The sequence below is a fragment of the Streptomyces sp. AK02-01A genome, from assembly GCF_033795305.1.
Lineage (GTDB): Bacteria > Actinomycetota > Actinomycetes > Streptomycetales > Streptomycetaceae > Streptomyces.
The window spans coordinates 1-14,614 of record NZ_JARBAE010000080.1; the positions used below are offsets into that span (position 1 = coordinate 1).

The 14,614-nt window shown below is 70.0% G+C and carries 12 protein-coding genes; 4 read left to right on the top strand and 8 right to left on the bottom strand.

Annotated features, from left to right (window positions below):
- Positions 1-41: 41 nt before the first annotated feature.
- Genes meaB through PV679_RS34960 form a run of 3 tightly spaced genes read right to left on the bottom strand, consistent with a single transcriptional unit; the run spans position 42 to position 5,138 of the window.
- Positions 42-1,037 (bottom strand): methylmalonyl Co-A mutase-associated GTPase MeaB, encoded by a 996-nt coding sequence (gene meaB / locus PV679_RS34950; protein ID WP_319685250.1) that lies wholly within the window; start codon positions 1,035-1,037, stop codon positions 42-44.
- 4 nt (positions 1,038-1,041) lie between these two features.
- The gene (gene scpA, locus PV679_RS34955; protein WP_319685252.1) at positions 1,042-3,264 is read right to left on the bottom strand and encodes a methylmalonyl-CoA mutase; all 2,223 of its coding nucleotides are present in this window, start codon (positions 3,262-3,264) and stop codon (positions 1,042-1,044) included.
- The gene (locus tag PV679_RS34960; protein ID WP_319685254.1) at positions 3,264-5,138 is read right to left on the bottom strand and encodes a methylmalonyl-CoA mutase subunit beta; all 1,875 of its coding nucleotides are present in this window, start codon (positions 5,136-5,138) and stop codon (positions 3,264-3,266) included. Before PV679_RS34960 ends, scpA begins: the two co-directional genes overlap by 1 nt.
- A gap of 386 nt (positions 5,139-5,524) precedes the next feature.
- Between PV679_RS34960 and PV679_RS34965 the strand changes: the two genes are divergently transcribed.
- Positions 5,525-6,397, top strand: a complete 873-nt coding sequence (locus PV679_RS34965) for an undecaprenyl-diphosphate phosphatase (RefSeq protein WP_319685256.1) — start codon at positions 5,525-5,527, stop codon at positions 6,395-6,397.
- Positions 6,398-6,564: 167 nt separating this feature from the next.
- Positions 6,565-6,729 carry a hypothetical protein gene (locus PV679_RS34970; protein WP_319685258.1) on the top strand — a complete coding sequence of 55 codons (165 nt, stop codon included), beginning with the start codon at positions 6,565-6,567 and terminating at the stop codon, positions 6,727-6,729.
- A 35-nt stretch (positions 6,730-6,764) separates the two neighbouring features.
- Here PV679_RS34970 and PV679_RS34975 read toward each other — a convergent pair whose 3' ends face one another.
- The 5 genes from PV679_RS34975 to PV679_RS34995 all read right to left on the bottom strand — a co-directional run bounded on the left by PV679_RS34975 (position 6,765) and on the right by PV679_RS34995 (position 9,905).
- Positions 6,765-7,379, bottom strand: a complete 615-nt coding sequence (locus tag PV679_RS34975; RefSeq protein ID WP_319685260.1) for a flavin reductase family protein — start codon at positions 7,377-7,379, stop codon at positions 6,765-6,767.
- A 98-nt stretch (positions 7,380-7,477) separates the two neighbouring features.
- On the bottom strand, positions 7,478-8,461 hold the full coding sequence (locus tag PV679_RS34980) for an aldo/keto reductase (protein ID WP_319685262.1): 984 nt from the start codon (positions 8,459-8,461) through the stop codon (positions 7,478-7,480).
- Positions 8,458-9,291 (bottom strand): amidohydrolase family protein, encoded by an 834-nt coding sequence (locus PV679_RS34985; RefSeq protein ID WP_319685263.1) that lies wholly within the window; start codon positions 9,289-9,291, stop codon positions 8,458-8,460. The genes PV679_RS34980 and PV679_RS34985 overlap by 4 nt, the downstream gene beginning before the upstream one ends.
- Before the next feature lie 119 nt (positions 9,292-9,410).
- The gene (locus tag PV679_RS34990; protein WP_319685265.1) at positions 9,411-9,734 is read right to left on the bottom strand and encodes an L-rhamnose mutarotase; all 324 of its coding nucleotides are present in this window, start codon (positions 9,732-9,734) and stop codon (positions 9,411-9,413) included.
- A 3-nt stretch (positions 9,735-9,737) separates the two neighbouring features.
- Positions 9,738-9,905 (bottom strand): hypothetical protein, encoded by a 168-nt coding sequence (locus tag PV679_RS34995; RefSeq protein ID WP_319685267.1) that lies wholly within the window; start codon positions 9,903-9,905, stop codon positions 9,738-9,740.
- 372 nt (positions 9,906-10,277) lie between these two features.
- On the opposite strand from PV679_RS34995, the gene PV679_RS35000 reads away from it, so the two are divergent.
- Positions 10,278-11,126 (top strand): FadR/GntR family transcriptional regulator, encoded by an 849-nt coding sequence (locus PV679_RS35000; RefSeq protein WP_319685269.1) that lies wholly within the window; start codon positions 10,278-10,280, stop codon positions 11,124-11,126.
- 106 nt (positions 11,127-11,232) lie between these two features.
- Positions 11,233-14,526 carry a discoidin domain-containing protein gene (locus PV679_RS35005; protein ID WP_416069867.1) on the top strand — a complete coding sequence of 1,098 codons (3,294 nt, stop codon included), beginning with the start codon at positions 11,233-11,235 and terminating at the stop codon, positions 14,524-14,526.
- Positions 14,527-14,614 lie beyond the last annotated feature (88 nt).

Sequence of the window (14,614 nt, forward strand, 5' to 3'; positions counted from 1 at the left end):
ACCCGCCACCCGCCACCCGCCACCGACAAACGCGACCCCGCTCAGTCCCGAACCGGCGACGCCAGCGCCGCGATGATCCGCTCGGCGGCAAGAGTCGCCGTCAGCGTGCCCTCCCGTACGCGCTGTTCGAGTACCGGCGCCGCCTCCCGTACGCCGGGATGCTCACGCAGCCGGTCCAGGAGGTGGTCACGGACCATCGACCAGGTCCAGTCGACCTGCTGATCGCGGCGCTTCCGCGCCAGCCGGCCGTCGGCCCCGAGCACCGCGCGGTGCTGTTCGAGCCGCTCCCACACGACGTCCAGACCGCTGCCCTCCCGGGCGCTGCAGCTCAGCACCGGCGGCGTCCAGGCCGCGTCCGCCGGATGCATCAGCCGGAGCGCTCCCGCGAGTTCACGCGCGGCGGAGCGGGCGTCGCGCTCGTGCGGGCCGTCGGCCTTGTTGACTGCGATGACGTCCGCCAGTTCCAGGACGCCCTTCTTGATGCCCTGGAGCTGGTCGCCCGTGCGGGCGAGGCTGAGCAGCAGGAAGGAGTCGACCATGTTGGCGACGGCGGTCTCGGACTGGCCGACGCCCACCGTCTCGACGAGCACCACGTCGTAGCCCGCCGCCTCCATCACGATGATCGTCTCGCGGGTCGCCTTGGCGACCCCGCCCAGCGTGCCCGCCGTCGGTGACGGTCGGACGAACGCCGCCGGGTCCACGGCCAGCCGCTCCATCCGGGTCTTGTCTCCCAGGATGGAGCCGCCGGTCCTGCTGGAGGACGGGTCGACGGCGAGCACCGCGACCCGGTGGCCGAGGCCGGTGAGCAGCGTTCCGAGCGCGTCGATGAAGGTGGACTTGCCGACGCCGGGGACTCCGCTGATACCGATCCGGCGGGCCTTGCCGGAGTGCGGCAGCAGTTCGGTCAGCAGCCGCTGCGCGAGCGCCCGGTGGTCGGGCCTGGTGGACTCCACGAGTGTGACGGCACGCGCGATGTACGAACGGGAGCCGTCCAGGACGCCCTTGGTGTAGCTCTCGATGTCGATCCGAGGCGGCACGCGCTCACCGCTCGGGGCCGGAGGCGGCGGTCTCGTGCCCGAGGCCGGCCGCCAGCGATGTCAGCAGATCGTGCGCGGCGTCCGGGATCACCGTGCCGGGCGGGAAGACCGCGGCGGCTCCCGCGCGGTGCAGCTCCTCGATGTCCTGGGGCGGGATCACTCCGCCGACGACGATCATGATGTCCTCCCGGCCCTCGGCGGCGAGCTCCTCACGCAGCGCCGGGACGAGGGTGAGATGCCCGGCGGCCAGCGAGGAGACGCCCACGATGTGGACATCCGCCTCGACCGCCTGCCGCGCGACCTCGCCGGGCGTCTGGAACAGCGGGCCGACATCGACGTCGAAGCCCAGGTCGGCGAAGGCGGTCGCGATCACCTTCTGGCCGCGGTCATGGCCGTCCTGGCCCATCTTGGCGACCAGGATGCGCGGGCGGCGGCCCTCGGCCTGTTCGAAGTCGTCGACCGCCGCGCGGGTGCGCGCCACGGACGGAGAGGTGCCTGCCTCGTTCCGGTACACACCGGAGATCGTACGGATCTGTCCTGAGTGGCGCCCGTACACCTTCTCCAGGGCTTCGGAGATCTCGCCGACGGTCGCCATCGCACGGGCCGCGTTCACCGCGAGAGCGAGCAGATTGCCGTCAAGTCCTGGCGAGGAGCCCGCCCGCGCCGCGGCGGTGAGCGCGCGCAGCGAGTCCTGGCAGGCGCTCTCGTCGCGCTCGGCGCGCAGCCGTCGCAGTTTCTCGATCTGCTGGGTACGCACCGCGGAGTTGTCGACCTTGAGCACATCGATCCGCTCGTCGGTCTCCACCAGGTACTTGTTGACGCCGATGACGGGCTGGCGTCCCGAGTCGATCCTGGCCTGAGTACGGGCCGCGGCCTCCTCGACGCGGAGTTTCGGGATACCGGCGTCGATGGCCTGCGCCATTCCGCCGGCGGCCTCGACCTCCTCGATGTGCTTCCAGGCGCGGCGGGCGAGATCGTGGGTCAGTTTCTCGACGTAGGCGCTGCCGCCCCACGGGTCGATCACCCGGCCGGTCCCGGACTCCTGCTGGAGCAGAAGCTGTGTGTTGCGGGCGATCCGGGCGGAGAAGTCGGTGGGCAGGGCCAGCGCCTCGTCCAGCGCGTTGGTGTGCAGCGACTGCGTGTGGCCCTGGGTGGCGGCCATCGCCTCCACACAGGTGCGGGTGACGTTGTTGAAGACGTCCTGCGCGGTGAGCGACCAGCCGGAGGTCTGCGAATGGGTGCGCAGCGAGAGCGACTTGGGGTTCTTCGGGTCGAACTGCTTGACCAGCCTGGCCCAGAGCAGCCGGGCCGCGCGCAATTTGGCGATCTCCATGAAGAAGTTCATGCCGATGGCCCAGAAGAAGGAGAGCCGTGGCGCGAACGCGTCCACATCGAGTCCGACACCGAGGCCGGCGCGCAGATATTCCACACCGTCGGCGAGTGTGTAGGCCAGTTCGAGGTCGGCCGTCGCGCCGGCTTCCTGGATGTGATAGCCGGAGATGGAGATGGAGTTGTAGCGCGGCATCTTCTGCGAGGTGTACTCGAAGATGTCGGAGATGATCCGCATGGACGGTTTCGGCGGATAGATATAGGTGTTGCGGACCATGAACTCTTTGAGGATGTCGTTCTGGATGGTCCCGGCCAGCTTCTCGGGCGGTACGCCCTGTTCCTCGGCGGCGACGATGTACAGGGCGAGTACGGGCAGCACGGCGCCGTTCATCGTCATCGACACGCTCATCCGGTCGAGCGGGATGCCGTCGAAGAGCTGACGCATGTCGTAGAGGGAGTCGATGGCCACACCGGCCATGCCGACATCGCCCGTCACCCGTGGGTGGTCGCTGTCGTAGCCGCGGTGGGTCGGCAGGTCGAAGGCGACGGACAGGCCCTTCTGTCCGGCGGCGAGGTTGCGCCGGTAGAAGGCGTTGGACTCCTCGGCGGTGGAGAATCCCGCGTACTGCCGGATGGTCCAGGGCTGGTTGACATACATCGTCGGGTACGGGCCGCGCAGATACGGCGCGATGCCCGGGTAGGTGGCGAGGAAGTCCAGCCCTGTCAGGTCCCGCGCGGTGTAGAGGGGTTTGACGGCGATGCCCTCCGGGGTGTCCCAGTCGAGCGCGCCGCCGGTCTTGCCGGTGTGCTCCTCGACGGCCGTACGCCACTGGTCCTCGGTGACCTCGGCGCCTTCATCGGGGCCGAGGGCGATCTCGGAGAAGTCCGGGATCCGCATCACGCCACTCCCATCCTGTCGAGGACGGAGGTGAGGACGGCGACCGCGTCGTCTCCCGCCGCCACGAATTCGTCGACTCCGGCTTGTAGCCAGGTCTCCCGCAGCTCGCCGGGACGGCCGGCGAGGAACACCCGCCGCGCGCCCGCGGACTTGAGTGTTTCGGCGACGGGCCCGGCCTGTTCCGCGTAGAGCGCGTCGCTGGAGCAGAGACAGGCGATGTCGGCCCCGCTGCGGGTGAACGCACCGGCGGCCGTGTCCGCGTCGACGGACACGGGATCATGGACCGGCTCGATCCCGCCGGCCCCGAAGAGGCCGGCGGCGAAGGCGGCGCGCGCCGTGTGCGCGGCGGCGGGTCCCAGTGCGGCCAGGAAGATCCGTGGCCGTGCGCCGGTGGTGGCGAGATGGGCGTCGGAGCGGGCTCGTAGCGCCTCGAACGCCTCGTCGCGGCGGACCACGGGCAGCCCGCCGCCGAGTGGCGCGGGCGCCGGGTCCCGCTCCACCTGGGGCTGCGAGAGCTGCGGGAACTCACTGACGCCCGTGATGGATTCGCGCCGCCTGGCCAGCCGGCCGGAACGGCTCTCCCACGTGGCGGCGATCCGCTCGCCGATCAGCCCGTCGCGCAGCGCGGCCCGCTGGCCTCCCGCGCGCTCGATCTCCTGGAACCACGCCCAGGCCGCGTGGGCGAGTTCGTCCGTGAGCCGCTCCACGTACCAGGAGCCGCCCGCCGGGTCGATGACCCGTCCCAGATGGGATTCCTCCAGCAGGATCGTCGAGGTGTTGCGGGCGATCCGGCCGGCGAAGGCGTCGGGCAGTCCGAGAGCGTGGTCGAAGGGCAGTACGGTCACGGCGTCCGCGCCGCCCACTCCGGCGGCCAGTGCGGCGACCGTCGTACGCAGCATGTTCACCCACGGGTCGCGGCGGGTCATCATCACCGACGAGGTCACCGCGTGCTGGCGCTGCGCTCCGGCGGTACCGGCGCCGCAGACCTGCGCGACCCTGGCCCACAGCCGGCGCGCGGCGCGGAGTTTCGCGATCGTCAGGAACTGGTCGGCGGTGGCCGCGTACCGGAACTCAAGCTGTCCGCAGGCCGCTTCGGCCGAGAGGCCGGCCGCGGTGAGGTCGCGCAGCCAGCCCACGCCGGTGGCGAGCGAGCAGCCCAGCTCCTGGGCGTCGGAGGCACCGGCCTCGTGGTAGGGCAGCGCGTCCACGGTGATGGCGCGCAGGCCCGGGTAGTCCCGGTGGCAGAGCGCGGCCAGTTCCGCCGCCTCTCCGGTGTGGCTGTCCGTCTCGCGTCCGGTGCGGGCGAGTTGGCCGACGGGGTCGGCGCCGAGCGTGCCCCGCGCCTCATGACGTGGCATCCCGCGCTCGTCGTACAGCCGCAGCAACTCCCGTGCGGCGCCGTCGAACTGGTCGCCCGCGTCGAGCGCGACCGGTGCCAGGTCGAGATAGACACCGTCAAGTGCCTTGGCCATCGAGGACACCGCCACTCCGGCGGACCCCACGACCAGCCACAGCGAGGTGACGCCGTTCGCCAGGTCGGCCAGTACGGCTTCGTTGGTCGCGGCCGGATCGGGCCGCGCGTGACGCTGGCGTACGTCCCAGCCGGAGACGGTGCCGCCCTCCGGTCTGCCGCCTCGGGTGAAGGGCGCGAATCCGGGATAGCCGCCGTGCCCGGGAGCGTCCTCGGCGGTGTACAGGGGACGGGTGGTGAGGCCGTCCTGGAGTGTGGTGGAGAGCGCGTCTTCTGCCGCCGGCCCCGAGACTTCCCGACCCGATTTACGCAGGACGCCTGCCACCAGGCTCTGCCACTGCTCGCGGGTCGCGTCGGGGAACTCGGCGGCCAGGGGGAGCCCGTCGTCGGGCAGGACCGTCATGCCCAGGATTTTAGGGCAGCACGCCGAATGAGCATCAGACCACGCCCATGTGACCTTGCCCTCTCACAGCGCTCTGGTTCCAGAGCGTTCATCATGCGCCGTGCCCCGCAGCGGCCGGATGAGTGCGGGGGCTGCCGTGGGCGGGGAACCCACAGACGCTACGCTGCCCCACGTACGGCACGTGATCGCCACCGCCTGCGCCTGGACGGGATCACTTGACATGTCACCGGCCTCAATGGGCCACGTCAGTGAAGAGCCGGCGTGAGCAGGAGCACACAACCATCCATATGATCGAACCCGCGCATCGCCCGTCAGCCCTCAGTCCGCCACTGCGCCGCGGTTCCACCGGCCAGTGCCCGATCATTTCTTGGATGGCGTAGTACCTCATGTCTTGGTTCGAATCTTTCATTCTCGGGCTCGTTCAGGGGCTGACCGAGTTCCTGCCCATCTCTTCCAGCGCGCATCTGCGTCTGACCGCGGCGTTCGCCGGCTGGCACGACCCGGGTGCGGCGTTCACCGCGATCACCCAGATCGGTACGGAAGCAGCCGTCCTGATCTACTTCCGCAAGGACATCGCCCGGATCGTCTCGGCGTGGTTCCGCTCGCTGACGAACAAGGCGATGCGCGGTAATCACGACGCCCAGATGGGCTGGCTGGTCATTGTCGGGTCGATCCCGATCGGTGTCCTCGGCATCACCTTCAAGGATCAGATCGAGGGCCCGTTCCGCGATCTGCGTCTGATCGCGGTCACGCTGATAGTCATGGGCATCGTGCTGGGTGTCGCCGACCGTCTCGCGGCCCGCGACGAGACCGGCGGCAAACACCGCGCCGTCAAGGTGCGCAAGTCGCTCCAGGAGCTGGGCGTCAGAGATGGTCTGATCTTCGGTTTCTGCCAGGCGCTGGCCCTGGTGCCGGGTGTCTCCCGTTCGGGCGCCACCATCAGCGGCGGTCTGCTGATGGGCTACACCCGTGAGGCGGCCGCGCGCTACTCGTTCCTGCTGGCGGTGCCCGCGGTACTCGCCTCGGGCGTCTTCGAGTTGAAGGACGCGGGCGAGGGTCATGTGTCGTGGGGACCGACCATCTTCGCGACGATCATCGCGTTCGCCGTGGGATACGCGGTCATCGCGTGGTTCATGAAGTTCATCACGACCAAGAGCTTCATGCCGTTCGTGATCTACCGGCTCCTGCTCGGTATCGCCCTGTTCGTCCTGATCGGCACGGACACCCTGAGCCCGCACGCGGGCGAGTCGGCCGGCTGAGCGGCGCGCGGACACCGTACGGGCGGCCGGGGCCCGTACGGCCGGCGACGTACGGACGTACGGCGGGAGTTCACTGACGGACAGCGGAGCGTCGCGGACCGCGAGTGTGAGCAAGGACGCGTTCGGATCGGTGTTCGGGCACCCACGCCTGCCCATAGGCTTGTCATATGACTTCCGCATCCGCATCTTCGGCCTCGGGCGCCGTCGCCGCCAACGAGCGCATCCGCGCGCTCGTCGACGCGGTCGACGGGACCTGGCCCGCTGAGGCGTACGAGGTTCTGCTGCTGGAATGGGCCGCGGCACTGCGAGACGGCGTCGACGAGGCCGCCTGACGGATCGTCGGCCCGTCCGGCGGCCTCGTCGCCTGTCAGCCGCCGTTCTCCGCCTGCCACCGCGCGTAGGGAATCCGGGCGACCTCACGCAGACCGCCGACCGTGGCCCACTCCGTCTTCCCGAGCCGGGACAGCGGACGCAGCTCAGTCACCTCGGGATGGCCGTCGACCAGGACCGCTTCGTCCACCGCCGCGTGCACAACCCGTCCGAACACCACCGTGGAGTCCCCGAGCCGCAGGGTGCTGTGCAGTTCGCACTCCAGGGCCACCGGCGAGGCGGCCACCCGGGGCGGCTTGACCCGGAAGCTCGCCTCGCGCGCGATGCCCAGCACGTCGAACTCACTCGTACCGCGCGGGAAGTCGGTCCCCGTCGCGTTGATCTCCTCCAGGAGCGGCTCGGACGCGAAGTTCACCACGAACTCACCGGTGTCCTCGACATTGCGCAGCGAGTCCTTGCGGCCCACCGAGGTGAACTGCACCACGGGCGGCGACACACACGACATGGTGAAGAAGGAGTGCGGAGCGAGATTGTCGACGCCGTCGGCGGAGGTCGTGGACACCCAGGCGATGGGCCGTGGTATCACGGTGGCGGTGAGCAGCCGGTAGAAGACGTCGCGGTCACACCGGGCGGGATCGAAGTCGGTACGCATGGCTCCCAGTATCCCGGCCGCGATCGTATGAAGATGCCCCGCCTTCCGGCGGCGGGACGGCCGTGGTGCGCGACGAGGCACAGGCATGACGACCGGTGCTATCGGTGCCGGTCCTCGGTCGCTTCAGCGGCCGCGTCGAGGTCCGACCACAGCGCGTCGGTCAGGTCGTCACCGGCCCAGCGAGCGGCGGACATGACCTCGTGAGGCGCACGGAAGCCCGCGACCACGCCGGTCACGACGGGCTCGCGCAGCGGAAAGCGGACAGCGGCGTGCGGAAGGACGGTGCCGTGCCGGTCGCAGATTTCGGCGAGGCGCCGGGCACGGCTCAGCACGGCGTCGGAGGCGGGACCGTAGTCGAAGAAGGCGTCGTCGGCGGGGCGAGGGCGGCTGAGCAGACCGGAGTTGAACGGCGCCGCGGCGATCACCGAGACGCCTCGCCGCGCGCACGCCTCCAGCAGTGGCCGAGCGGTGCGGTCGATCAGCGTCCATCGGCCGGCCGTCATCACGGCGTCCACATCCGCTTCCGCGACGACCCGCAGCAGTGGCGCGACGGTGTTCGCGCCGACGCCGACGGCGCCGATGACGCCTTGGTCGCGCAGGGCCGCCAGTGCGGGCAGTGCCTGGTCGATGGCCGCGTCGAGATGGTCGTCGGGATCGTGGACATAGACGATGTCCACCCGGTCCAGGCCCAGCCGGGTCAGGCTGGACCGCAGGCTCCGCAGGACACCGTCACGTGAGAAGTCGGTGCGGCGGATCAGTGTGTCCGGTACGGCGAAGCCGCCTGCGGCCAGGTCCGATCCGGTCGGTGCGGGATGGGGTTCCAGCAGGCGGCCGACCTTGGTGGAGACGGTGAACTCCGACCGTGGCCGCTGCGCGAGAGCCGCGCCGAGCCGCCGTTCGGAGAGGCCGAGGCCGTAGTGCGGCGCGGTGTCGAAGTAGCGCACACCGGCGTCCCAGGCGGCGTCGACCGCGGCGCGCGCCTGGTCGTCGTCGAGCGGGGCGTAGAGATTGCCGAGGGGAGCGGCGCCGAATCCCAGGGCGCTGACGCGGACGCTGGTGCGGCCGATTCTGCGGGCCGTCATGCGGGGATCCCGTACCAGCGCGCGGCCGTCGTGCCGAAGACCGCCTCGCGCTCGTCGGCGCTCAGCTCGCCGGTGAGGCTCTCGGCGACGGCCAGGACGGCGTCGTAATCCGCCGCGAGCAGGCTGACCGGCCAGTCCGAGCCGTACATGAGGCGGTGCGGGCCCACCGTCGCGAAGAGTACGTCCGCGTAGGCGCGCAGAGCGGGGACGGGCGCGGGTCCGGTCCGGGTGACAAGGCCGGAGAGCTTTACGGCGACGTTGGGACAGTCGGCGAGTTCGGTCAGCAGCGAGGTCCATGGTTCCAGGCCGTCCGCGCCGATGACCGGGTTGCCGGCGTGGTCCAGGACGAAGCGGACGTCGGGCAGTTCGCGTACGGTCCTGACGGCTGCGGGCAGTTGGTCGGGCCGGACCAGCAGGTCGTATACGAGACCCGCCGCGCCGACCGCCTCGATGCCGCGACGGACCTCGGGGCGCCCCGTCCAGTCCGGCTCGGCCTCGTCCTGGATGCCGTGCCGGATGCCGACTAGCGCGGAACCGCCGGGCCGCTCGCGCAGTTCCGCCAGGCGGTCGGCGATGCCGGGATCGGTCAGGCTCGTCCAGCCGACGACCGCTCGGACGTGCGGGTCCACGGACGCCAGCGCGAGGAGTTCCGGTGTTTCCTCCGGCACGGGCATGGCCGCGACGACGACGGTCGCGTCGATGGCGTTCCGGTCGAGCGCCGGCCGCAGTTCGTCGGCGGTGAAGGTGCGGCGCAGGACCGGGATGTCGCGGGTCCATGGCTGGTCGCGTACCGCGAGGTCCCAGAGATGGTGATGAGCGTCGATGCGCACCGTTTGATCCTTATGGGTCGGTGGACGGATTTCCGGATGGCGGCCCGCGCCCACCGTCCGTGCGAGGCGCGGGCCCTGATCTCACGGCCGCCGGCGCGGGCCCGGCGGGACAGGCGGCCTCAGTCGAGGTGGAAGACCTCCTCGGCGGAGGCCCACCACTCTCCTGCGGACACGCTGTCCAGCGGCTGCTGGCACGGGTCCGTCACCGCCCACCACTCGCGCGAGAGCGGGTCGGCCGCGATCAGCGCGGTGTCGGACGCGTAGTCGGTTCCCGTGTACTCCAGGTAGCTGAACAGCAGGCCGTCCCGCAGGAAGATGGAGTAGTTGCCGATGTTGGCCCGCTTGAGGGCTCTGAGCACACCGGGCCAGGCGGCGGCGTGCAGTTGGCGGTACTCCGACTCCTTCTCGGGCCGCAATCGGATCACGGCGGCGAAGCGCTGCACCGCTCAGTCCTCCTTCGGCAGCGGCAGTCCGCCGACGGCGCCGTCCGGGACCACGGGAAAAGTGGCGGTCGCCGGGCCGCCGGCGACGGTACGCGGTTCGGCGGAGGCGCCGCCGGCCCTGGACATCGAGGGATGTCCGGCTCCGGCCGGGTCGTGCGGTGCCAGTCTCATAGCGGTCTCTCCCACGGGTGCGCGCTCGGAAATCCCGCCGCGTGGCGCACCGGCGGGCCGTCCGGCCCCGCGCTCCGACCGCGGCTCGCGCCGGAGCGCGGATCCTGGTGACGGCCGTGCCGAGCGCCCGTCCCGGCGCCGCCGCACTCCTCCCACGAAGGATCTGCTTCATCCGACAGGCAGGACCATAAGGATCAGATCCCTTCCGCGCAATACTTCCGGACCAGATATCCCTTTTGCCATGTTGCGTAGCGGTATTAGCGGGCGCCTGAACGAAGTTTCTTCCGGACTCTTCTCAACGCGTAACGCGGATGTCATAGTTGCCCCGCCGATGAACCTGATTCATCCGAACGCACAAGAGGGGGTTACGCCGTGCCAGCTCCATCACAGGTCCCTGGCGGAGGGGATGACGACGCGTCGAGTCGCTACCGGCCGGGTTACGAACTGGTCGCCGAGCAGCTCCTGAACTACATCGCCGAGCAGAACCTGCGGTCCGGCGACCGGCTGCCCACCGAACAGGGGCTGGCCCAGATCCTGGGCGCCTCCCGCAATGTCACCCGCGAGGCGGTGAAGGTCCTGGCCGCCATCGGCCGGCTGAGCGTGCGGCGCGGCGCGGGTATCTTCGTCGCCGACTCGGCCGGCGGGCTGGTGGACGACCAGCTCTCGCACTTCCGGCCGACCAGCATGGAAGACGTCCTGATGCTCCTGGACTACCGGACCGTGATCGAGTCGGAGACAGCGCGCCGTGCCGCCTCCCTCGCCACGCCGATCGAGGTCCGAACCATCCGGGAGTGCGCCGAGACATCCCTGGTGGCGGCCAGGGCGGGCGACGGTTACGGCTTCGCCAAGGCCGACTCCGCGTTCCACGACGCGGTGGGCGCCGCCGCGCACAATGTGTTTCTGAGGTCGAGCGTCGCCGGTGTGCGGCGCCTGGCGTCACAGTCCGATGTGCTGCTCTTCCACGGTGACGCGCCCGGGTCCCTGGAAGTGGCGGCGGCACAGCACCTCGCCATAGCTGAGGCGGTCGCCGCGGGGGAGGCCGGTCTCGCCGGGGAGCTGATGGTGGAGCACATCGCCACCACGCAGAGCCAGTTCGAACGAAAGATCCGCGACCGGCTGTTCAACCTCGACTCCCGCGGCGCCTCCGGCGCACCGGCGCGGCCGTCGAAACCCGCCGGTGCCGCGGACGGTCCGCTGTCGGCGGAGACGTCCGCCTCGTAAGGCATCACGCCACCGCACGGCTCGCGGACCGAGCCGCCCAACGCCAGAGGAACCCGGAGGACGACCGGGTTCCCCGACGTCACCTCATTCAGGCGATTGGATTTCCGTGTCTGTACCGTCTGCTCGCAAAGGCATACTCATACCGCTCCGAAGAGCGCTGGTAGCCGCACTGTCCCTGGCCGCGGTGGCGGCGCCGCTGGCCGCCGTACCGGCCCAGGCGTCTCCGTCGCGCACACCGGGCCTGGACATCTATGTCTCGCCGTCCGGCCGGGACTCCGGCTCCGGCACCGCCGCGCGTCCGTTCAAGACGCTGGAACACGCACGGGACTCCGTGCGTGAGGCCAGGAAGAAGGTCCGCGGCGATATCCACATACGGCTGATGTCCGGTACGTACCAGCTCAGCCGCACCTTCACTCTCACCGCCCAGGACTCCGGCAAGGACGGCCACCGAGTCGTCTACGAGGCCGCGCCCGGCGCGCACCCGGTGATCAGCGGTGGCAGGCAGATCACCGGCTGGACCCCGGCCGACGCGTCGGGGCGTGTCTACAAGGCCAAGGCCGGCGACCTCGACACCCGTCAGCTCTATGTGAACGGCGAGTTGCAGACCCGGGCGCGCGGCGCGAAGAATCCGCCCGGCTTCAACAAGACGTCCACCGGCTACACCTTCACCGACACCAGCATCAGCGGCTACCAGCGTCCCTCGGACCTGGAGGTCGTCAGCAGTTGGGGCTGGAAGCTCCAGCGCTGCGGTGTGCGGTCGATCTCCGGCGACACCATGACGATGGAACAGCCCTGCTGGCACAACGCGCACCTCCAGCAGGGCCAGGAGATCCAGAATCCGACCTGGCTGGAGAACGCCCGCGAGCTGCTGGACAGCCCCGGTGAGTGGTATCTCGACAAGAGCCGCGGCGAGGTCTACTACATGCCCAAGCCCGGCCAGGACCTGTCCACCGCGACCGTCACGGTGCCGCGGGTGCAGGACCTGGTCGATCTGAACGGCACCAAGGGCCAGCCGGTCACCAACGTGTCCTTCGAGGGCATCACCTTCTCCTACTCGACCTGGCTCGCGCCGAGTTCGTCCGACGGTCTCATCGAGGGCCAGGCGGGCTTCCGGATGGTCGGCGAGGGCAATCCCGACTTCGACTCCACTCGGTTGAAGTGGCAGAAGACTCCCGGCGCGGTCAATGTGAGCTACGGCCACAACGTCGGCTTCCGGGACAACACCTTCACGCACCTCGGCGCGGTCGGCCTGAATCTGAACACCGGCACCCAGTCCGCCGACATCACGGGCAACGTCTTCCGCCAGATCGCCGCCACCGGCATCCAGATCGGCGGCACCGATGTGATCGACGCCCATCCCGACGACCCGCGTGACATCACCAAGAACGTCACAGTCGACAACAACGTCGTCACCAAGGTCGCCGACCAGTACAACGGCTCGCTGGGCATCCTGGCCGGTTACACCGACCACACGGTGATCACCCACAACAAGGTCTACGACCTGCCCTACAGCGGCATCTCCGTGGGCTGGGGCTGGGGTCTGACCGACAAGGGCGGCGACACCAACTACCCGGGCAACTCCGGCGTACCGGTCTGGGACACCGACACCACCAGCCGGGACAACATCGTCAGCGACAACGACATCTCCGACATCATGAAGTCGCAGGCCGACGGCGGCGCCATCTACACACTCAGCACCAACCCCGGCGGGCTCGTCTCCGGCAACTACATCCACGGCGTTCCGGAGCCGGCCTACGGTGCCATCTACCACGACGAGGGCAGCCGCTACTGGCGGAACACCGGCAACGCCCTGTGCGACGTGTCGTACCAGTGGATGCTGATGAACCACGGCATGGACATCACCGCCACCGGCAACTTCACCACTCAGCCCGCGTTCACCACCCAGGCCAACAGCACCGGCAACACCGTCACCGGCAACACCACCGTCGGCTCCTGCGACCAGCTCCCGGCCTCGATCGTGAACAACGCCGGCCTCCAGCCGCGCTACCGTCACCTCGCCCCGGGCCCGGACGTCACCGACCGCGAGGCGCCGACCGCTCCCGGCACTCCGGCCGCGGTCACCGACTTCCCGACCGTGGCGGACCTCAACTGGCCGGCGGCCGGCGACAACACGGGCGTCACGGGCTACTCCGTCTACCGAGACGGCAAGCTCGTCAGCGCCTCCGGAAAGACCTCGGTGCGCCTGTCCGGTCTGACGGCCGGCAAGACCTACAGCTTCCGGATCACCGCCCGTGACGCGGCAGGCAACGAGTCCCGGCAGAGCCCGGCACTGAAGGTCACCATGCCTTCCGGCAGCGACCTGGCGCTGAAGAAGCCGGTCACCGCCTCCTCGGACTCGGAGGGCAACATCCCCGAGAAGGCCGTGGACGGCGACCTGTCCACCCGCTGGGCCCAGGGCCTCGGCCTGCCCGACCCGTCCTGGATCCAGGTCGACCTCGGTGCCCAGTACGACGTGAACGGCGCGATCACCACCTTCGAGAAGAGCAGCGGTTACAAGTACCGCGTCCAGGTGTCGCCGGACGAGGTCAACTGGAAGACCCTGGCGGACCACACCTCCGCGAACACCACGGAGATGACCGACTACGCGCACACCGCCGAGCCCGTCGCCGGCCGCTTCGTACGGCTGACGGTCACCGGGACCAGCGGGAACGGCGGCAGTGTCTTCGACTTCCAGGTCTACGGCACCCGTGGTGCGCCCGCCTCGGACACCACCGCGCCGTCCGCTCCCGAACGGCCCGGTGTCAGGCCCCTGTTGCCCAGCCTGCTGGACCTCGACTGGCCGGCCGCGACGGACAACACGGGCGTGACCAGCTATGTCGTCTACCAGGACGGCAAGCGGATCGCCGTCACCGGCGCCACGACCCTGCGGGTCTCCGGCCTGACTCCGCAGAAGGAGTACTCCTTCACCGTCGTCGCCCGCGACGCCGCGCTGAACACCTCCGAGCCCAGTGAGGCGGCCGTCGTCACCACGCCGGCCGACCACGACCTGGCGCTGCGCAAGCCCGTCACCGCCTCGTCGTACTCGGAGGACAACACGCCGGAGAAGGCCGTGGACGGCGACCTCTCCACCCGCTGGGCCCAGGGCCTCGGCCTGCCCGACCCGTCCTGGATCCAGGTCGACCTGGGCAAGGACACCAAGGTCTCCAGCGTGGTGACCACCTTCGAGAAGCCCAGCGGCTACACGTACCGCCTGGAGTACTCGACCGACGGGACGACGTGGTCCACGCTCGACGACCACACGTCCGAGAACACCGTCTCGGCGGCCAATTACTCGTTCGCCGACGAACCCGTCATCGCGCGCCATCTGCGGCTGACCGTCACCGGCTCCAGTTGGAACGGCGGCAGCGTCTACGAGCTCCAGGCGTACGGCGACTTCTGATCCGTACGCGCCCGGGGCGTGTCGCGCGAGTCCCACCCGGCCTCCGGGCGGACGGCGCTCCTTCCGCGACACGCCCCGGGCCCCACCC